The 20,571-nt window shown below is 34.6% G+C and carries 18 protein-coding genes and 1 pseudogene; 5 read left to right on the top strand and 14 right to left on the bottom strand.

Annotation, left to right across the window (positions count from 1 at the left end; genetic code table 11):
- Nucleotides 1–192: 192 nt before the first annotated feature.
- A complete protein-coding gene (locus C564_RS0124740) occupies nucleotides 193–2,985 on the top strand; it encodes a GTP-binding protein (protein WP_018767226.1) in 2,793 nt (930 codons plus the stop codon).
- Nucleotides 2,986–3,045: 60 nt separating this feature from the next.
- Here the strand turns inward: C564_RS0124740 and C564_RS0124735 are convergent, their stop codons facing one another.
- Both C564_RS0124735 and lepB read right to left on the bottom strand, forming a co-directional pair.
- Complete coding sequence (locus tag C564_RS0124735) at nucleotides 3,046–3,468, bottom strand: hypothetical protein (protein ID WP_003205781.1); 423 nt, start codon at nucleotides 3,466–3,468, stop codon at nucleotides 3,046–3,048.
- Between the two features lie 14 nt (nucleotides 3,469–3,482).
- Nucleotides 3,483–4,016, bottom strand: coding sequence for a signal peptidase I (gene lepB / locus C564_RS0124730; protein ID WP_003194819.1), 534 nt, complete (start codon nucleotides 4,014–4,016; stop codon nucleotides 3,483–3,485).
- A 195-nt stretch (nucleotides 4,017–4,211) separates the two neighbouring features.
- Here lepB and C564_RS0124725 point away from each other — a divergent pair, with 195 nt between their 5' ends.
- On the top strand, nucleotides 4,212–4,496 hold the full coding sequence (locus C564_RS0124725) for a hypothetical protein (RefSeq protein ID WP_003205778.1): 285 nt from the start codon (nucleotides 4,212–4,214) through the stop codon (nucleotides 4,494–4,496).
- 64 nt (nucleotides 4,497–4,560) lie between these two features.
- Here the strand turns inward: C564_RS0124725 and C564_RS0124720 are convergent, their stop codons facing one another.
- Nucleotides 4,561–5,241 (bottom strand): lysoplasmalogenase, encoded by a 681-nt coding sequence (locus C564_RS0124720; protein ID WP_018767225.1) that lies wholly within the window; start codon nucleotides 5,239–5,241, stop codon nucleotides 4,561–4,563.
- Nucleotides 5,242–5,384: 143 nt separating this feature from the next.
- Nucleotides 5,385–6,335, bottom strand: a complete 951-nt coding sequence (locus C564_RS0124715; RefSeq protein ID WP_018767224.1) for a DMT family transporter — start codon at nucleotides 6,333–6,335, stop codon at nucleotides 5,385–5,387.
- A 269-nt stretch (nucleotides 6,336–6,604) separates the two neighbouring features.
- Here C564_RS0124715 and C564_RS0124710 point away from each other — a divergent pair, with 269 nt between their 5' ends.
- Nucleotides 6,605–8,530, top strand: coding sequence for a heavy metal translocating P-type ATPase (locus tag C564_RS0124710; RefSeq protein WP_018767223.1), 1,926 nt, complete (start codon nucleotides 6,605–6,607; stop codon nucleotides 8,528–8,530).
- A 181-nt stretch (nucleotides 8,531–8,711) separates the two neighbouring features.
- On the opposite strand, the gene C564_RS0124700 is transcribed toward C564_RS0124710, so the two are convergent.
- From C564_RS0124700 to C564_RS0124690, 3 genes are read right to left on the bottom strand one after another with little or no spacing between them, the layout of a single operon-like run.
- Nucleotides 8,712–9,581: a YihY/virulence factor BrkB family protein gene (locus C564_RS0124700; RefSeq protein WP_006093367.1), complete on the bottom strand. Its 870-nt coding sequence runs from the start codon at nucleotides 9,579–9,581 to the stop codon at nucleotides 8,712–8,714.
- Nucleotides 9,582–9,587: 6 nt separating this feature from the next.
- Complete coding sequence (locus tag C564_RS0124695) at nucleotides 9,588–10,103, bottom strand: DUF4075 domain-containing protein (protein WP_018767221.1); 516 nt, start codon at nucleotides 10,101–10,103, stop codon at nucleotides 9,588–9,590.
- A 53-nt stretch (nucleotides 10,104–10,156) separates the two neighbouring features.
- Nucleotides 10,157–10,621, bottom strand: coding sequence for a low molecular weight protein-tyrosine-phosphatase (locus C564_RS0124690; RefSeq protein WP_018767220.1), 465 nt, complete (start codon nucleotides 10,619–10,621; stop codon nucleotides 10,157–10,159).
- A gap of 171 nt (nucleotides 10,622–10,792) precedes the next feature.
- On the opposite strand from C564_RS0124690, the gene C564_RS0124685 reads away from it, so the two are divergent.
- Together C564_RS0124685 and C564_RS0124680 are read left to right on the top strand one after the other, a co-directional pair.
- Nucleotides 10,793–11,017, top strand: coding sequence for a DUF1128 domain-containing protein (locus C564_RS0124685; protein WP_003194805.1), 225 nt, complete (start codon nucleotides 10,793–10,795; stop codon nucleotides 11,015–11,017).
- 194 nt (nucleotides 11,018–11,211) lie between these two features.
- Complete coding sequence (locus tag C564_RS0124680) at nucleotides 11,212–13,878, top strand: cation-translocating P-type ATPase (RefSeq protein ID WP_003194803.1); 2,667 nt, start codon at nucleotides 11,212–11,214, stop codon at nucleotides 13,876–13,878.
- A gap of 35 nt (nucleotides 13,879–13,913) precedes the next feature.
- On the opposite strand, the gene C564_RS0124675 is transcribed toward C564_RS0124680, so the two are convergent.
- The 7 genes and pseudogenes from C564_RS0124675 to C564_RS37755 form a co-directional block, all read right to left on the bottom strand.
- Nucleotides 13,914–14,996, bottom strand: coding sequence for a toxic anion resistance protein (locus C564_RS0124675; RefSeq protein WP_003194801.1), 1,083 nt, complete (start codon nucleotides 14,994–14,996; stop codon nucleotides 13,914–13,916).
- An 18-nt stretch (nucleotides 14,997–15,014) separates the two neighbouring features.
- On the bottom strand, nucleotides 15,015–16,646 hold the full coding sequence (locus tag C564_RS0124670; protein WP_018767219.1) for a YceG family protein: 1,632 nt from the start codon (nucleotides 16,644–16,646) through the stop codon (nucleotides 15,015–15,017).
- Between the two features lie 117 nt (nucleotides 16,647–16,763).
- Complete coding sequence (locus C564_RS0124665) at nucleotides 16,764–17,552, bottom strand: TerC family protein (RefSeq protein WP_016112938.1); 789 nt, start codon at nucleotides 17,550–17,552, stop codon at nucleotides 16,764–16,766.
- 72 nt (nucleotides 17,553–17,624) lie between these two features.
- A complete protein-coding gene (locus C564_RS0124660) occupies nucleotides 17,625–18,203 on the bottom strand; it encodes a TerD family protein (RefSeq protein WP_003194796.1) in 579 nt (192 codons plus the stop codon).
- A gap of 257 nt (nucleotides 18,204–18,460) precedes the next feature.
- Entirely contained in the window at nucleotides 18,461–19,045 is a 585-nt protein-coding gene (locus C564_RS0124655) for a TerD family protein (RefSeq protein WP_003194793.1), read from the bottom strand.
- Nucleotides 19,046–19,068: 23 nt separating this feature from the next.
- Nucleotides 19,069–19,665 carry a TerD family protein gene (locus tag C564_RS0124650; protein ID WP_003194791.1) on the bottom strand — a complete coding sequence of 199 codons (597 nt, stop codon included), beginning with the start codon at nucleotides 19,663–19,665 and terminating at the stop codon, nucleotides 19,069–19,071.
- Nucleotides 19,666–19,793: 128 nt separating this feature from the next.
- Nucleotides 19,794–19,985: pseudogene (locus C564_RS37755) on the bottom strand (ROK family protein); the annotation flags it as partial.
- Between the last annotated feature and the right edge of the window lie 586 nt (nucleotides 19,986–20,571).

The raw sequence follows: 20,571 nt of genomic DNA, 5'->3' as shown, positions 1-20,571 counted from the left end.
ATCCGACTTCACAAGCGTGATTTTTGTTACAATAAAGAAAAGTTACATTTAGCATCGGTTTGACTCTCAAGAAAAATGATATAGGCAGTAAACATATATTTAAAAAGATTACATGCATCTTCCATCCGTGTAGAGTATTATGCATCCTTTTACATAAAAATCATTTTTCTAAATTATACAGGGGGAAAAAACATGACCATAGAAAAACAATTGATTCAAAAGGTATACTATGAAACATTCTTAACTGAACAGGATTCTGTTCAGGCTCCTCAAGTACTTGGGGAAGCATATGTAAATGAAGCTGAAAATGAATTTTCCAATATCGCTAACATTCGTTTCGCACAAGGAGAAGTTAATTATCATCATAAAGATTTCGAAACAGCCATCTTCAAGTGGGAGAAAGTAAACAATGCTCTCTCTCTATGGGCAAAAAAAAATATAGCAGACGCTTATTTTGAATTAGGATTGCTTTCAATGGCAGAAGAAATCTATACATCGATTCAAACAGAAGACACAACACTGACAATGGAAGTTTCATTGCAACTTCTTTCTCTGTACATCGAACAAAATCGCTTAGGACTTGCTTTTAAGGTCATTAGTGAAGCAGTTTCATTCCAACCAGACTATCCAAATATCACTGCCATTGCTCGTTCCTTTTATGAGAAACAGCAGGATTGGAACAATGCTATTGACCTTGCTGTTCAAGAAGGAATTCGAACGAAATCATTACATTGGTTTGAGATTTTAACAAGTTATGTGAATCAAGGATTCACAAAACAAATGAAACCAAAATATTTTTATGAAGCATTAAAAGTTTTATATACCGTCGATTCCATTCAATTTAAGCAACTTGTCTCATCACTTTGGAAAATCTATCAAGATGAGTCAACCTACTTATTATGGATTCAAACAATCAATCACCTTTTTTTACACGTCGAGGTAGATTCTTACGACTCATGGGATGAAATTGTTACTCTTTATCAAGACACCTACTGTGAATTAATTACAGGACAATACTTGATGCATGAACTACAGGAACTTATTCCAGACTTGTTAACAAATTGGTTTAGCTTAACAAAAGCAGAACATTCTCTATTTGTTTCCGCTGCAACGTTAGCATGGAATGAGATTTCACCTAAAAGCCTTGATACATTACTTGTAAAAAGCGCTGAAACACTCCTTTCTAGTTCAAAAACAGTTAACACAGTTGATCTAGACAAAGTTTCAAGCTTATTTGAAACTATTGTCGTATGGGCAGAAAAGAATGATGTAGACTTAGGTCATTCTTTCACATGGCTTGTTCGAGAACTTTCCGACCTAAACGTACAACAAGTTCTCGTTACAGGTACGAATGTTGCTAGTAAATCATCCTTTATCAATTCTATATTAGGGGAAAGTATACTAAAAAATTCTCCTGGAGCCTCTATCATATTTAAAGATAATGCGCAGACAGAAATTACAGAACTCACAGATTTAACAATAAGAACTACTTCCAATTTGGATGAATTTTACGAAATGATGGCTGTTCCTCCAAAATCAGAATCTGAGCAGAAATGTATTGAGTTTAAATTACCATGTAGGTTTTTACGAAAAAATAAATTCTCATTTATCGTTACACCAGGTTTTGATGGAAATGGCAATAAAGAGAATACAAATCTTGAATACTTACATGCAACCGATAATCTATTATATGTTCTTAATACCTCTTCGCCTTTACTTGATGAAGAAATCGATACACTACTATACATACGAGAACAAATACCGACTTTACAAGTTCATTTTGTTTTAAATACAATCAATACAATCTTTAGTGATGAAACAGCAAATAAAATGCTAAATGAAACCGAGTCTAAAATACGTGTACATTTTCCAAATGCACGAGTATTCCCTTACTCATCTTTAGAAGAGAACAGCGGGCAACTAAGTGATTTAACAGAATCCATTACTTCAAACTTTAATAATAGAAATATAGAAACCGAACGCACGGAAAAACTATTATGGTTTATTCAAAAGACCATCACGTATCTCTTAAATGAACGCGTACAATTAGAAAATACGTTAGTAAAGTCAATCCGTTGGAATAAACACCTTTTAGTGAAATTAAATGGCTTCATTAATAACCTGACTGCTATTGAAAAAGATAAGACTCGCTCTATTACAGACTCATATCGTTTAACGAAAGATGAAATTATACATGATCTTCATGATCAAATTCCTGAATTATTGCAGAGCTGTTCCGATTTAGTTCATGAAGATAGTGACTTTAAACAAGTTCCTGAAGAATTAAATGCAGCAATGAATGAAAGAATTCAAAAACATTTACAACAAATGATATTACCTAAGTTTACTCAATCTATTCAAGAATGGATTGAAAAAGTCCATAATGAATTTATTCAAAGTCAATCTTATTTAGATGAAATGAGTGAAACATTTAATAAATTATACGAAGAAGAACGTATGAAACTACCATGCGATTTCCAACTACTTGATGATTGGCGCCGCGATGTTGCAAGGATGACAAACCGGATCAAAGTTGATGATGTGAATATTTTACTACGCTTTACACCAACACAATTTCTATTAAAAAGTGCTGGAAAGCTATTCGGTAACATGCAGAAAAATCAATCCATGCTTTACAACAAATATAAAAATTATATCGAGACCGAAGACTATACAGATGTAACAACAACTATTTCTGAACAGTTCTTCCTTCAATTTGAATTATTCGAGAGTGCATTAGAACGTGATATTATGATGTTCTTTAAAGAACCTCTTAGCATATTAAAGCAAACTGTGGAAGCTGCACATCTCGAAATAAATGAAGATGAAAATGCATTAACGAAACTAAGAACAAATCCAGAAACATATCATGATCCTTTAACACTGTTTAAATTACAGTTATTGCAGTACAAATTCATGCTAAATGAAAAAAACGATGAAGCCCCTTCTTTGAAAATAGCAACGAACGAGGCACCTACAATTTAGGTAAATACAAAAAACCAAGCAAATTGTAACAATTGCTTGGTTTTTTACTTATATTCTATTTCACATATCCCAATTAACATCATTAACCTTTGCATCAATTTTCACACGCTTAATGAATTTCTTTCTTTCATCTTCTTTATGAATTAACTTATGTACATAACGACGTTTGCTTAATACATCCCTGCATGCTTTATTATAATTTAAAATTTCCTGGCAGCGCTTATCCTCATATAAAACCTTGAACCATGTATACCGCTTCAGTTTTTCTATGTGTCGCTGCACTCTTTTCTTTTTCCGTTCTTCTCGTTCCGCTAATCTTTCTAATGCATGCTCTACCACTTCATCTAACATAAAGTCTCCAGCGACTCTTATAATACTAACAGTCCCTCTTACAATCCCTTTACCTGCATCAACACATATTTCACTTAATGCAATTGCTGCGCGACCAACTCCTACTAGAATGTGTCCAATCATATCCTCCATATTGTCCCTTCTTTCTAGTTCACAATTTTCATATGATCAAACGGATAATAGATTGCAGTTAATGTGCCAAGCACTTCTGTTTTATGAATCAGTCCTAAGCCGTTACGGCTATCTCTACTCACTAAACGATTATCTCCCATGACAAAGATTTTATTTTTCGGAATCGTAATAGGACCAAAGTCTTCAGTTAAATTAATAAGAAGTTGTTTCGCTTGTTTTTTATTTTTATCTAAATAAGGTTCACTTTGCACTTGATGATTTACGTATAATTGGTCATTTTTCATCTCAATTACATCTCCTGGCAACCCAATAATTCTCTTCACATAAAAATTATCAGTCTTTACTACAATAATATCTTCACGCTCATAGGTTTCAAATCTCTTTGCTAACTTATTAATAATTACTTTATCCCCATCTTGCAATGTTGGCCTCATAGATGCTCCCTGCACAGTTGTTGGAAAAAACACAAAAATTTTCACTAAAAAAAACAACAAACACGCAATAGCTAGTATTTCAAAAAGCTCACGAAAGCGACTTTTCTTTTTCATTTTCCATCTCTCATTCCTCTCCCTTTGTTACATTTATTATAGATAGTTTTTATTATTAATTTCCACAAAATTCCGAAAGAATAAGATAAAACCTATAAAATTTTATAAATCTGAATAATATTCTTAAATGTAATTGATATACTAGATTGGTCTTTTATAAATTAATGCATATACTCCAAGGAGGACTCATTTTTTATGAAAGTTATGTTAAGAAACGAAAATACTGGACAAATTAAACAGGCAAAACTAGGTTTTAGCTGGACTGTCTTTTTCTTCGGATTTTTCCCTGCTATATTCCGTGAGGATTGGAAATGGTTTTTAATTATCTTAATTGCAAGTGCTTTTACATTCGGATTTTCTAATTTAGTTTTCTGCTTTATTTATAACAAAATATACATTAATGAGCTATTATCTCAAGGTTATAAAGCGGCTGACGAATATAGTCTTTCCGCTTTACAGCAAAAGAACATCGTAGCATAATATATAATCAAAAAAGAGGATATCCCAAAAGTAGCTCAATAGCTACTTTTAGAGATATCCTCTTTTATATTCCAACATATACAATACACATCTGTGCAGCAACATATGTTACCCAGATCCAAAGTGGATCATACTTTACTTTGCGACCACCAATATCCGTTACACCAATAATAAAATCAGAAATTACAAATAACAATCCGCCAAGCGCTGGAATCCACCACATTCCGTTGTTTGTATAGTATAATGCAAATGCAAAACACGCCATTCCCCCAACCCATAAACCATATACGAGCGCACCAATTGTAAACAGCCTATCTTGTTTTTGATTGCGAATAAAAAAGAACCAACCAATTATTAAAAATAAACCGTATGCTACTACTCCAATCCAGAACCCATTCCATGAGATACCCGTTTGCAAAAATGCTGTTACATAAAAACAATGCGCAATTGCAAAGGTAACCATACCGCCGATTAACCGATGTCCAAATGGAATGATCCCTGCCATAAATAAATCACCAAGCGTAGATAAAGTCATACCAATTACAGCCCACTGACGATACTCTACAGATGGATCTTGTAACCAAATCCAGATCGCACCACCAGTTAAAGAAAAACTAAGAATAAGACGAATCAATAATGGTAAAGGCTCATTTTCTCCCGTTTGCTTTGTCTGTGCTATTGCATAAACCGCACCTACAACAAATACAATGACCTGTCCAATTAATAATATATAAATTTCATTCATAACATGTTCTCCTCAATAAATGGATATTAATATTTCTTCGTGATATAACCTATCTTCTCCTGTTTTTATCATATAAAATTTCAAAAAAAGAGGAACACTCCTATCCTTTTTTCTAAAACTAAAAGAAATTAATCCTACTCTTTTTATGCCGCTTGTTTCTCTTGCTCCGTTTTTTGCATATTTGGTGTCCGATTTACTACGATAATACCCGCTGCTACACATGCTAATCCAAATAAAACAAATGAATGAATTGCTTCCCCTAAAATCATGCTGGATAATAAGACTCCAAATACTGGTATAAAGAACATATACATCGATACTTTTCCGACCTTGTTATACTTCATAACTGTATTCCATATACAGAACCCCGCCGCTGATAAGAAGGATAAATAAAGTAACATAGATAGTGCTTTCATATTGAATACAAAAGGCATAAATCCAACTTGAAAAATACCAATACATAATAATCCGATAGATCCAAAAATCATCTGATAGGCTGTCATGTACCCAACATCTAATGTTTTGCTTCCTTCTTTTGCCAATATATTTCCATATGAATACATCACCGCGGCCCCAAGAAGCAATAATTCACCAATTCCAAAATGAAACGCCATACTTCCATCACTTGGAACATTCACAAGAATCACACCACAAAAACCGATAGACACGCCAATTACTTTTCGAATATTTAATGCATCATCTTTATACAAAAAATGCGCAATTAAAATTTGAAAAAAAGATGATGTACCAGAAATAATAGCACCTTCAATTCCAGAACTGTAACTCATACCAATATAAAAGCATACATATTGTAGAAATGTTTGAAATAAACCAATTTGCACTAATTGCTTCCCTGTTTCTTTTTTGAAATGCATATCTTTTCCTATTGCTTTAAAAAAGAATAAGAGCATCACACCAGATAAGAAAAAGCGATAACCAGCAAATAATATTTGCTCGCCAACTTCATGTGGCTGAATTCCGAGTTCAGCATAACTTAATTTAATAAAAGGAAATGCGCTTCCCCATAGAAATGTCGCTGCTAGCGCTGCAGCAAACACACCAATTGGATGGGTAAAAAATTTCTCTGTCTTCACTTATCGTCTTCCTTTCCGACCTTTTTACGAACAATATTCATATATACCAAAGGAAACGCAAAAAAACAAGTTTTTCAATTTGATATATAAACAAAAACATATTCTCAAGTAAAAACATATGATATAATATAGAATAATTACAAGATAATAACTGATAAAATTTTTCAATAGAAATGCTGCTATCCGTATGGATGGCAGCTTTCGTCGTTTTATGGGGATTTCGATTTTGATTCTTTTTCTCAATAAGAATTTGGAAGGAGCGAGTAATAATGAACTCAGAAGTAAAAGCATTACCATCAAAAAAGAATATGTCTAACCCATCCTGGATTCAATCATTCCAAAAGCATTATGAACTTATCTTTGCAATCCTATCTGGTGTTTTCATTTTATCCGGTTGGTTATTCACAAAAAACGAAGCAACAACTGCTGGGATAGTTTTTTATATCCTCGCTTATATAATTGGAGGATATGCGAAAGCGAAAGAAGGCATCGAAGATACAATAGAAGAAAAAGAATTGAATGTAGAAATGTTAATGCTCTTCGCTGCCATTGGTGCCGCTATTATCGGATACTGGGCAGAAGGTGCCATCTTAATATTTATCTTTGCACTAAGCGGTGCAATGGAAGCTTATACATTAAGTAAAAGCCAAAAAGAAATTTCAGCACTGCTAGATTTACAACCTGAAGAAGCCTTGCTCATTTCACATGGAACAGAAGAACGTATTCCAGTAGATCAGTTAGAAATTGATGACATCATTTTAATTAAGCCAGGTGAACGCGTACCTGCAGATGGTACAATTCATAGCGGTGAAACAAATATCGATGAAGCTGCTATCACTGGGGAGCCTATCCCAAATGAGAAAAAATTTGGTGATGAAGTATTCGCTGGAACCGTGAACCTACGCGGGGCTATTGAAGTTAAAATTACAAAAAGAAGCGACCAAACATTGTTTCAAAAAATTATCCGTCTCGTTCAAAACGCGCAAAGTGAAAAATCACCATCGCAACTTTTTATCGAAAAATTTGAAGGAACATATGTAAAAGGTGTACTTATCATCGTTGCTCTAATGATGTTTGTTCCTCATTTCCTACTAGATTGGAGCTGGAACGAAACATTTTATCGTGCCATGATTTTACTCGTTGTTGCTTCTCCATGTGCGCTTGTCGCATCGATTACACCAGCGACATTATCTGCTATTTCTAACGGCGCACGAAGCGGTATTTTATTTAAAGGTGGTATTCATTTAGAACGCCTTGCCTCAGTGAAGGCAATTGCCTTTGATAAAACAGGAACATTAACTCAAGGAAAACCGACTGTAACAGATGTTTACGTACGTGATGAAATAACAGAAAAAGATGTGTTGTATATTACAGCTTCTATCGAAAGTCATTCCACACACCCACTCGCAGAAGCTATCATCAAGTACGCAAAACATGCATATGACATTACATTAACGAAACCCGAAAGTGTAGAAGATGTCACTGGATTTGGCTTAAAAGGAATTTTAGAAAATACAGCTTATAAGATTGGAAAGGCCGATTTTATTGGCGAAGAAACAAAAACTTTTCATAATGGTATCGCTACGACACTCGAACAAGAAGGAAAAACTGTTGTCTATATTAGTAATGAAAAAGGAATTCTTGGGCTTATTGCTTTAAAAGATACACTTCGCCAGGAAACAATTGCTGCTATTCGTGATTTACAAAGCATTGGTGTTGAAGCTATCATGATCACTGGTGATAACGAACAGACGGCTAAAGCAATTGCGACTGAAAGCAACATAAAAGAATACTACGCATCATGCTTACCAGAAACAAAAGTAGAAACGGTGAAGCAACTAAAAGAAAAATACGGTACAGTGGCAATGGTTGGCGACGGTATTAACGATGCTCCTGCACTCGCTACAGCAAGTATTGGCGTTGCTATGGGCGAAGGGACAGATGTTGCCTTAGAAACAGCAGATGTCGTTCTAATGAAAAATGAACTCTCTCGCCTTGCACAGGCCATTCGTTTATCAAAACGAATGAACCGCATTGTAAAACAAAATGTTATTTTTTCATTAGCAGTAATCGCAATGCTCATTTGCTCTAATTTCCTACAATTTTTAGCTCTTCCATTTGGCGTTATTGGTCACGAAGGAAGTACAATCCTTGTAATTTTAAACGGCTTACGTTTATTAAAAGGAAATAACTAAACGGGTCCCCAGAGGGAACCCGTTTTTTTAATGATAGCTATTATGTCCATTAGCACTGCTACTCGTTTTATGTTTTGGATGTGAGCTACTATTTTTTTTACCTTGGTTTTTGTTATTATGATTTTTTTTATTATTACTCATTTTGAATCCCCCCTGTTCCTCTTTATTATGGAACAGAAAATTATTTTTCATCACGGGAATTATTGTCACTTGTTCGATAAAAATGTAGTAATCCATTAATTTCTCCGCCAAGTAAAATGACCCAAGCCGTTAAATAGAACCATAACATTAAAATGATAATACCACCAAGACCTCCGTATGTATTTGCATAATTTGCAAATTTATCCACGTAATAGGCAAATGAGTACGATACCACAATCCACCCAACCGTTGCAAATAATGCCCCTGATATAACTTCTCTTCTCTTTAACTTTCGATCAGGTGCAAATGTGTATAAAAAGCTAAATAAGGCAAATAACACTAAGAAACTGGCTACTAGCCGTATAATACTCCATACGAAAGAAAAGCTTTCTGATAAACCAAGCGCTTTAAAAACAGCTGCACCAATTACTTGTCCAAATACAGGAACAATTAACGCGAAGACAATCATAAAAATCATTGCTAGTGTAAGCACAATAGACAAAGCTCTCGTCGCGATAAAAGAGCGCGTTTCCTTTACATCATAGGCTCGGTTAAATGCATTCATAACTGCATTTACACCATTTGATGCAAACCATAACGTTGATAATAAACCAAACGATAATAAACCACCATTTTGTTCATTTACAACTTTATCTACGTTCACTTCAATTAAGTTCATTGCATCTTCTGGCACATAAGCCTCTAATAAACTGAGCACATCCTCTGTTTGAATTGGAATAAATCCAAGAAGCGTAATTAAAAAAACAAGTCCAGGAAAAATAGCAAGCAAGAAGAAATAAGCGAGCTGTGCTGCTAGGCCCGCTACGTCATCTCGCATCGTTCGGTCATATAGATCTTTCCCAAACGAATAGACACGATTTCCCCTTGCTTTCTCTAGAATTTTTTTCATATTTCTCTAAACGCTTTTCTTCTCTTCTTTATCTTGCTTTAACTCAATGTATGCTTCTGTTTTTTTTTCTTCTGCATTAGAGTCCTTCATAAATAATTCACGCGCTTCTTTCATTCCACCATCTTCAGCTACTACCGGTTCTTCTGCTACTTTTAATTCTTCTACTTTTGGAGACACAGCTTGAATTTCAATTGTTTCTGGCTTTTCCTCTCGTTCAATCTTTTTCTTACTAAAGATTTCTTTTGTTTCCTTTAACGTGCCAACAACAGCTGGCGTTAGCTTCTTTATTTCCGCTACCTTCGCCTTTACTACATTAAAATCTGCAAGTTCGCGTCCTTTATCTGTAACAGTTTGCACTTTTTCTTTTATCTTTGCATTCTCGCCAATTTCAATCATTTTTGATTTTGCTTTTTCTGCTGTATTTTTCACTTTTTCACGATTTTCTTTCTTAAGCATAGAAACAGCTACACCTGCTGCTACCCCAATTGCAATGTTTCGAGCTATATTATTCTTCTTTGCCATATTCCTTCACCCTTTCATTTCTTATGTTAGAAAGTATTTCTTTCTAAGCTTTCTCATATTCCTTGCTCATTTCGAATGAATGCTAACAATTTTGCACACCCTTCTGTTACAAGGTCATATACTTCTTGAAAGTTCCCTGTAAAATAAGGGTCAGGAACATCCGTCCAGCCACCGTCTGGAACAAAATCAGACAGTCTACCAATATAGCCTCCAGCTTTACCTAAACTTTCTAAATCCGCTATATTCTTGTTGTCCATGGCAATAATATAATCAAACTTTGTTAAGTCTTCTTTTTCTACTTGACGTGCTTTAATTCCTTCAAAAGAGACTTCATTTTCTTTTAAAACTTTTTGTGTTCCTTCATGAGGTGGATGACCAATATGCCAATCGCCTGTTCCAGCAGAATCAATTTGAATTTTATCTTCTAATCCTTCTTGCACGACAATATCACGAAAAATCGCTTCTGCCATCGGTGAACGACAAATGTTCCCAAGACAAACAAACAATACTTGAATCATATTTGTTTCTTCCCTTCTTGGTGCATTTCTTATATATACATATAGTATAAACAACCAATTATTAATTATAAAGGAAATCCCTACTAATTTAATAGGGTTGAAAAGTTTCATTAACGAAAATGATAAAAAATGTTAAGATATCTTTATGTTATTTCAAAGGGGGACACTTCGGTGGATTTATCCGTAAAATCGCAAGAAAATGTTGAATATATGGTAGAAGCTATTAAAGAAAAGTTACGCATGGTAAACGCAGGAGCAATGAGAGCTGAAAGCTTTAACCAAGAAATGTACGAAGATTTACGAGATATTTACGACCATGTAATGAAACGTGAAACATTCAGCATTAGTGAAATGCAGGCTATTACTGAAGAATTAGGTACGCTAATTAAAAAATAATGAAAAGTCCCTTATACAAAGGGACTTTTTTATTTCCGACAAATTAATGACACCCTTCCACTTTTCTACATCTATTTTCCAAATACTGTACAATAAAAGGAGAACTTCACCATAGACCTTCCCTTTCACCAAACTCTTTTTTTAATATTTATCTTATTACCATTGCTAACTGCTTTTACCGGAGGTGTTTATCTATGAGCAATTGGTACAGTAAAACGAAAGGTCAAGCAATACTTGCACTTGAAACAAATGAACAACATGGTCTAACAGACGAAATGGTGCAAATTCGATTAAAAAAATATGGACGAAACGAACTCACTACAAAACAAAAACGGACTTTATGGCAACGTATTTTTTCTCAAATTAATGATGTTCTCGTCTATGTTCTTTTAATTGCCGCTCTTATTTCTGCCTTTGTTGGTGAGTGGGCCGATGCGAGCATTATTGCTCTCGTTGTTGTCTTAAATGCTGTAATTGGTGTCATTCAAGAATCGAAAGCAGAACAAGCTTTAGAAGCATTAAAAAAGATGGCAACGCCAAAAGCAATTGTAAAACGGGATGGTGAACTAAAAGAAATTCCGTCCGAAGATGTTGTTCCAGGAGATATCGTTATGCTTGATGCTGGACGTTATATTCCGTGTGACTTACGGCTTATTGAAACCGCCAATTTAAAAATTGAGGAATCTGCTTTAACAGGCGAATCTGTTCCTGTGGATAAAGATTCACTTTACCATCCTTCTCTTCAAAATGAAGAACAAATACCACTCGGTGATCAAAAAAATATGGCCTTTATGTCGACCCTTGTTACATACGGCCGAGGTGTTGGTGTTGCTGTTGAAACAGGAATGAAGTCTCAAATTGGAAAAATCGCTACTCTCTTGCATGAAGCGGATGATGATGCAACACCACTTCAAAAAAGCTTAGCTCAAGTCGGGAAATATTTAGGTTTTGTAGCAGTTGCAATCTGTATCACCATGTTCTTCATCGGATATTTCCAAGGCCGAGACACATTAGAAATGTTTATGACTGCCATTAGCTTAGCGGTTGCAGCAATTCCAGAGGGATTACCAGCTATTGTTTCCATTGTTCTTGCAATTGGTGTGCAACGTATGATTAAACAAAACGTGATTATTCGCAAGCTTCCAGCCGTAGAAGCACTCGGTTCTGTTACAATTATTTGTTCAGATAAAACAGGAACATTAACACAAAATAAAATGACAGTTACTCATTTCTATAGTGACCGTACATACGATAAACTAAAAAATTTAAATATAAACAATGATGCTCAGCGCTTATTATTAGAAAATATGATTTTATGCAACGATGCATCTTATAAGGCTGAATCACAAACTGGCGATCCAACAGAAATTGCTCTTCTTGTTGCTGGTAGCATCTTTCATCTTCAAAAAGACACTTTAGAAGATCAACATAGACGCGTGAACGAATTACCATTTGACTCCGAACGTAAAATGATGACAACATTGCATGAGTACAATGAAAACTATTACAGCATGACAAAAGGAGCAATTGATAAACTCTTACCTCGTTGTAAACATATCTTTATAAATGGTAAGACAGAGGCCTTAACCGAAGCAATTGAAGAACAAATATTAGAAGCTGCTCAAATGATGTCTCAAAAAGCTTTACGAGTACTATCATTTGCTTTCAAACAGTATGATACAAAAAACGTTAACACCAATCACATGGAAGAAAATCTTATATTCATCGGACTTGTCGGCATGATTGATCCACCGCGAACAGAAGTAAAAGCATCTATTGCAGAATGTAAAAACGCGGGAATTCGTACTGTTATGATTACAGGAGATCATAAAGATACCGCTTTTGCTATTGCAAAAGAACTTGGTATTGCTGAAAAAGAATCCGAAGTCATGATTGGAACGGAATTAGATCGTATTTCAGACGAAAAACTAACAAATGAAATTAATCATTTAAACGTCTTTGCACGCGTTTCTCCTGAACATAAAGTTAAAATTGTGAAAGCACTACGCGCAAAAGGAAATATTGTTTCTATGACTGGAGATGGTGTCAATGATGCACCATCTTTAAAACAAGCTGATATCGGAGTCGCAATGGGGATTACAGGAACAGATGTTGCTAAAGGTGCGGCTGACATGGTTTTAACAGATGATAACTTCTCATCTATTGTAAAAGCTGTTGAGGAAGGAAGAAATATTTATCGCAACATTAAAAAATCGATTCTTTTCTTACTCTCTTGCAACTTTGGAGAGATTATTGCACTCTTCTTAGCTATTTTACTCGGCTGGGCTACCCCACTTCGTCCGATTCACATTTTGTGGGTGAATTTAATTACAGATACACTCCCAGCTCTATCACTAGGTGTTGACCCAGAAGATCCGGATGTGATGAAAGAAAAGCCGCGTGATGCAAAAGAAAGCTTGTTTCATGGTAGCGTTCCTTTTCTTATTTTAAACGGGATTATAATTGGGTTCATCACGTTAATCGCCTTTATTGTTGGGGCAAAATTATATACAGGAGATACAAATATCTTCCCTCTTTTCCCATCTCAAATTGATGATGATGCTTTATTACATGCCCAAACGATGGCGTTTGTCGTACTCAGTTTTTCACAGCTTGTTCATTCATTCAATTTACGATCAAGTACAAAATCAATCTTTTCAATCGGAGTATTCACAAATAAATACTTAGTTTTCTCCCTACTTATTGGTGTACTTATGCAAGTATGCATTATCTCCATTCCACCGATTGCTAATATATTTGGCGTACATGCTTTAACTTTAAAAGATTGGGGATTTGTTATATTACTAAGTATTATTCCACTTGTTATAAACGAAATGATAAAAGTGTTTAAGAAAAATTAAAAGGCAATGAGGGAGCTCCTCATTGCCTTTTTACATTACCCTTGTAATTCTTTTTTTATATTCTCTGTAAGTTCCGCCATACGCTTGCGGCTTTCTTCACGTTCACGTTTGTTTTGTTCTTCAATTTGCTGTGTTTCTTGCATACCTCTTGAAATAATATTCCATGTTTCTTCAAGTGTTTCCATTTTAATACTAGAAGAACCAGAAATTCTTGCTACCTCTACACTTTGCGTTGCAATGTTTTGTGCATTTTTCTTAAGTAGTTCATTGGTACGACGGTCAAGCTCAGCCATAGAATCCGCAACAAGCTTTTGACGTTTTGCATTCACAGCCTGAATAATTCCATTTTTAAAAATAGGAATTGTTGTAATAAACGCTGTATTAATTTTACCGATTAATTTGTTATTACCACGCTGAATCATGCGAATTTGTGGTGCTGTTAATAACGCAACCATACGAGCCTTCTCTAAATCATCAATGCGTTGCTCTAAAATTTCGACAGAGTTTCTTAAAGATTCTAATTCAATACCTGCCAATTGATCATTGTTACGAACGCGTTCTTCATACATTGGAACTAGTTCTGTATTTAGACGCTCTAATAACATTTCTCCTGCTACTACATATTTCTCTAAGTCTAAATAATATTTTAAGTTTTGTTCATATAAGCCATCTAACGTACCAATTGATTTTTTCATTTCATCTTGGTATTTCGTAATTTCCACGTACACTTTGTCCATTTCACGGCCCATCGTTTGATACTTACTAAAGATTTGTTCAATCATTTTATCCGCTTTTTTAAACATACGAGAGAAAAAGCCACTTTTCTCTTCCGCGAAATCTTTACTATCAAATCTGTCCATAATTTTACCAAGCTGTTTTAAAAGTTCACCGGAATCCTCTATCTTGGATAAAGACATGGTATGTAAAATTTGATCTGCAAAACGTGAAATCTCCATAGAAGGTTCTTTACCAAGTTCAATTAATTCCAGTTGATCTTTAATATCAACAGCATTATAAATACGTTGAACTTCAGCATCTTGTCTAAGCTGTAAACGAACATCTTGTGCAATTTGCTCATTCAATTCTGTTTTTGAATCTAGTACGACTGGATTATTCATGTATGATTCTCCCTTTCCTTATAAAAATGGACGAAATAGTCCTTTAATTGTTTGAGATAAGTTCTTGTAGGCTGATGAACCATGAAATTCAAGATCGAAATTCACTTCTTCGAGCCAATGCGAATCAAACGCTCCCGCTTCAATATACTGCTCAATATCATTTCGACCGCTTGGATTAAAATGTAGTACATCAATTCCAATTTGATTTAAAAACAACAACAAGACAGCATCAGAACGAGTTAATTCCCCACTCTTTTCATTATTAAATATAACAATTTTCGGTACTTCTTGCGAATAATCAAATTTCTCAAGTAACTCTAAAATATGAGGTGGAATTTGGGAAAGCTGTGCAAAAACATACAGTGCTACTTCTTGTTTTGTCTCTTTTTCAACTGGTTTACAAAGTTCACTTTCACACGTATGAATAATAGCTTCTGCAATCCCATGTTGCAGCCCTTCAGGTAAACGCTTATGCGGCCACCAATGACTATTCATAATTTGATCGGGATGCAGATTTCCAGCACGGTCTAACGCATCACGATAATGAAATTGAAAATTCGCTTTTTGTTCTTTTGTAAATGGGAATGTATTAATTAATAAGCTGTTATCAAACGATGTGACAGCTTTCAATCGCTGAAAATATTCTTTATCATTTTTTGAAACACCTGACACTTTCGCAAATAAAGACGGAATATAAATATGTTTATTTTCCACAAAGAATGTCGGGCGTATAAATGCTTTTTCTTTCGTAATTATAAAGAGTTCATCGTATGTTGTCTTCAGCGTACGTGCTACAGGCGTGTACGTACGAAATTGCCACGGTTTGTATAATAATGAATTATCATGATGAAGCACTTGTTCAATTTCTTTCGATGCTTGATAAGCTACCGTTGCAACACGCTCACGACGCCGATCAGGGAATGACTCTAATGAAACGCGACCTGGATAAGAAACGACAAAAGTCCTAGCTTCATCATCAATGCTTTCAAAACCATCTTTTCCTTCTGGATGATAATAGAGAACATCACATCCGAGCATAATAAGAAAATATAAGAAATAGATCTGACTCTCTTTCGCATCACCGTACCAAACGATACGCGGCATTTGTTTCTTATAATTAATTGCAGAAAACCATTTTGCTACGTAATTTTCGCTTAATTTAATTATATCAATTAAGAAACGGCGAAATCCTTCTGTTTTTAAAGATTGATTATGCTGTTTCTCATACAATTTCAATACAGCGATAAATGCTGTATGTATATAGTGTTGTAAATCTGGATTATCCACTTTTGGTAACAATTTCTTTCCTGATAAATGTGCAACAAGGCGGTTTACAGTAAGTCCGTTTGGCGCTTCTTGATGTAATGTAAATACTTCTTGAATTTGGCGGAGCTTCTCAGAATCGATTACTTTATTTAAATTCTGTTCGTGCAGTACAGTAATTCCTTTTGCTTCGCTATAATCAAATAGTTCATTAAAATATTCATCTACATCGTTTGGGACACCAAGAATACGACAAGCTATATAGCTAAATTTCATCTCATTCTCTGTTAATTCATATTGTGGGCGTTTTTCTAAAATCATTTCGAATTGTTTTAAGTCAGCTTCTTCTTTTAATGCATATGGATGAAGTGTAAAACGCGAAAACACGACAGTTCACCTCCAGAAACATTTACTTTTTTAAAGAAATAATATCTTATCTTTTTATTATAAACTATTTTAAGTTATAAAAAATGGGCGCTCGCATAACGAGCAAACCCATTTCAATTATTTATCTTCTTTCTTAGTAGCTGCAATCTCTTCTCGGGCTTGTCCAGAATTTCGCATATAATGCAAAATAAATGTTGCACCAAATGCGATAACTAAAATCATAAAGAATAGCCAGTGTGGCACTTCAATATGAATAACAGATAGTAACATCTTCGCTGCAATAATTAAAATTAAAATATACGCCGTTGATTCAAGCTCTGGAATACGTTCTAGTAATCTTAAGAATACACCTGCAATACCACGCATCATTAAAATACCAAGCATTCCGCCCAGAAGCAGAATCCATACTTCATTGGATACACCAAACGCTGCAAGAACGCTATCTACTGAAAATGCAATATCCATTAATTCAACCATGACAACTGTTCCCCAGAATACACCAAATATTCTAAAAAGAATACTGTTTTGGTTCAGACCATGTTCTTCTTCTTCACTATTTTCTTTTCGTTTATCAATGAAATATTTAATAGAAAGCCATGCAAGGTACAGTGCTCCTAATACTTTTACCCACCATAATTTAATTAAGAACATACCGATTCCAATTGCAATAAAACGGAATGCATATGCACCAATTAACCCATAAAATAATGCCTTTTTGCGTTTTTCTTCTGGTAAATGTTTTACCATTACCGCTAACACAAGGGCGTTATCGGCAGATAGTAAGCCTTCAAGTACAACAAGTGTACCAATTAATCCCCAAGATACAGGATCTTGTAACACTTTAATCCACATGTCCAAGTCAAAAAATTGGGCATACGTATCAAGGATTCCTTGTAAAATGCTCATCTTACTGTTTTCCCCTATTCTTTGCTAGATTTATAGAAAGGTCAAAAAAAGGAAACGAAGTTCGTTTCCTTCTTATGCATCCAAGCCATACGCTCTTACAAGCGCACCTAATCCGCCTTGGAATCCACTTCCTACTGCATTAAACTTCCACTGTCCATTATGACGGTATAATTCACAAAAGACAACTGCTGTTTCAATGGAGAAATCTTCTCCTAAATCAAAACGAAGAACTTCTTCATTTGTCTCTTCATTTGCTAAACGAACAAATGCATTTGCAACTTGCCCAAAGTTTTGATTACGACCTTCTGCATCATAAATCGTAACTGTAATTGCAATTTTATGAACATCTGCTGGAACTTTAGTTAAATCCACAACAAGTTGCTCATCATCGCCTTCGCCTTCACCTGTACGGTTGTCACCTGTATGTAAAACTGATTCACAAGGAGATTGTAAGTTGTTATAGAAAATAAAATCTGTTTCTTTCGTACATTTTCCATTCGCATCTAATAAAAAAGCTGATGCGTCTAAATCATAATCAGATCCGCCATCATATGATTTAATATCCCAGCCAAGGCCGATAACTGCTTTTGTAAGACCTGGACTTGTCTTACCTAAATCAATCTTCTGTCCTTTTTGTAATTGAATAACCATTTATATTCACCTCTTATACTATGATTCTAAAAAGTATATACATGAGTAAAGTACATGTTCACTCATATATATCCATTTTGATGTTTCAACATTTAAGTTGCTACTGTGAAAAAACAAAAGTGACCTGCACTTTCTTTTCATTTGGCATGAGGCAGGAAGAGAATCTGATCGCTTCTATTCATGACCGGATGCCCTCTCCCACCTAAAAAGAAAGCTTTTATGCCGGTTTTTCAATTTGTATTTATATATTTTTCTTATTACTCTACATCTAAACCAAAGTTGCTACACAAAGCACCTAATCCGCCCTGGAATCCACTTCCGATTGCATTAAACTTCCAATCCCCAGCATGACGATATAACTCACCGACTACTACTGCTGTTTCAATAGAGAAGTCCTCACCAAGATCATAACGAATTAGCTCTGCACCTTTTTCTTCATCTACAATACGTACGAAAGAATTAGATACTTGTCCGAAGTTTTGGCTACGGCTTTCTCCATCATAAATTGTAATTGTAAAACAAATACGCTCAATATGAGCAGGAACATTCTTTAAATCTACTTTAATTGTTTCATCATCGCCTTCGCCTTCGCCAGTACGATTATCTCCTAGATGCTCTACCGAACCATTTGCACCCTTTGGATTATTATAAAACACAAAGTCTTCTGAACCCGATACTTTTCCATTTGCACCTACTAGAAAAATACTAACGTCTAAATCAAAATCATTTTGTCCATCATAGCGATTTGTATCCCAACCAAGACCTACAAGAACGTTAGAAAGACCTGGATTTGTTTTTGTTAAATCTACCTTCTGTCCTTTTTTTAACGAAATCGATGCCATATATTATTCCTCCTTAAATTGTATTACTGATAACGTGATACAATCTCACTTAAATTCTTATCTTGTGTACCTTCTCCAACTGCAGAAAACTTCCATTCACTTCCATCACGATACATTTCACCTGCAACTAGCGTTGTTTTCCCGCCGTAATTTTCCGATAAATTATAACGCGCTAATTCTTCACGTGTTTGCGGATTTTGAATACGAATATATGCGTTCTGAATCATGCCAAAATCTTGGCGACGATTCACGCAATCATAAATATTTACAACAAATACTAAACGATTAATACGACTCGGAACTTTATGTAATTCCACGAAAATTGTTTCATCATCGCCAGAACCTTCACCTGTTAAATTATCACCTGAATGAATAATACTTCCACAAGCAGAGAGTTTATTTCCAAAATAAACAAGATCATTTTTATTTAAAAAACGATCATTTTCTAGCATAATCACAGATGCATCACAATCGATGTTTGGTTTACTTCCAAATAACGAAGATAGAAATCCACCTGATTGTCCAATTGGATCCCATCCTAAGCCAACCTGTAATTTTGCTACTCCTGGTTGTCCCTTCGTTAAATCAATCTTCTGTCCTTTTTCTAAAATAATAGGCATGAAGTTTCTTCCTTTCTACAAGGTATTTTCCAAATGGGAAAATATTGTATTCTCCTCTTATATTGTAGCATCATTTGTCAATTGAAAAAAAGAATAAATTTTCAATTATATGAAAATATCTGTATCATTTATTCATAGGGATGTAATAAGTGGTAAATTGAACCAATCATTCCCGCATGATTGCGATTTTGCGCTAAACTAATCTCACATGTATTATAAATTTCTTGATGCAAATATTTCTGTACTTCTTCTTTCACTTCATCTAATAACTTAGTACCTCTTGCCGTAATACCACCACCAATAATAATCGTTTGTGGATCTTTAGCATTTAACGCTTCATTTGTACACGCAGATTCTTTACCAAAAGTTGAAGAAATAGGACAAGGTGCGAAAATGTGATATTTCGTTACCTCCCTATATGCAATATTGCATATAAGAATGTATTGATAAAAATGTAAGCGCTTACTATAATAAAAGCATAAAGATAAATCACATCTTAGCATCAACAACAGAGGAGGAAATAATATGACAATCGCAATGACAGTTTTAACATTCTTAGGTGGAGTACTTCCATTAGTAACAGAACTTTTAAAAGCAGTAATGTAAATTCATTATTCCGCAATTATTTATAAAAATTATCATACCTTAATACGAAAAAAGAGGAGGAAATAATATGGAAATCGCAATGGCAGTTTTAAAATTTGTAGGTGGAGCACTTCCATTAGTTCAAGAACTTTTAAAAGCATTTATGTAAGTTCATTATTTAACAATTATTTATAAAAATCATCATATCTTAATACGAAAAAAGAGGAGGAAATAATATGACAATCGCAATGGCAGTTTTATCATTCTTAGGTGGAATCATCCCATTAGTAGGAGAGCTTTTAAAAGCAGTAATGTAAGTTC

The organism is Bacillus sp. 105MF (genome assembly GCF_000374885.1).
Lineage (GTDB): Bacteria > Bacillota > Bacilli > Bacillales > Bacillaceae_G > Bacillus_A > Bacillus_A pseudomycoides.
Note: the sequence above shows the minus strand (reverse complement) of the source record. Positions and strands in the feature narration are given on the sequence as shown.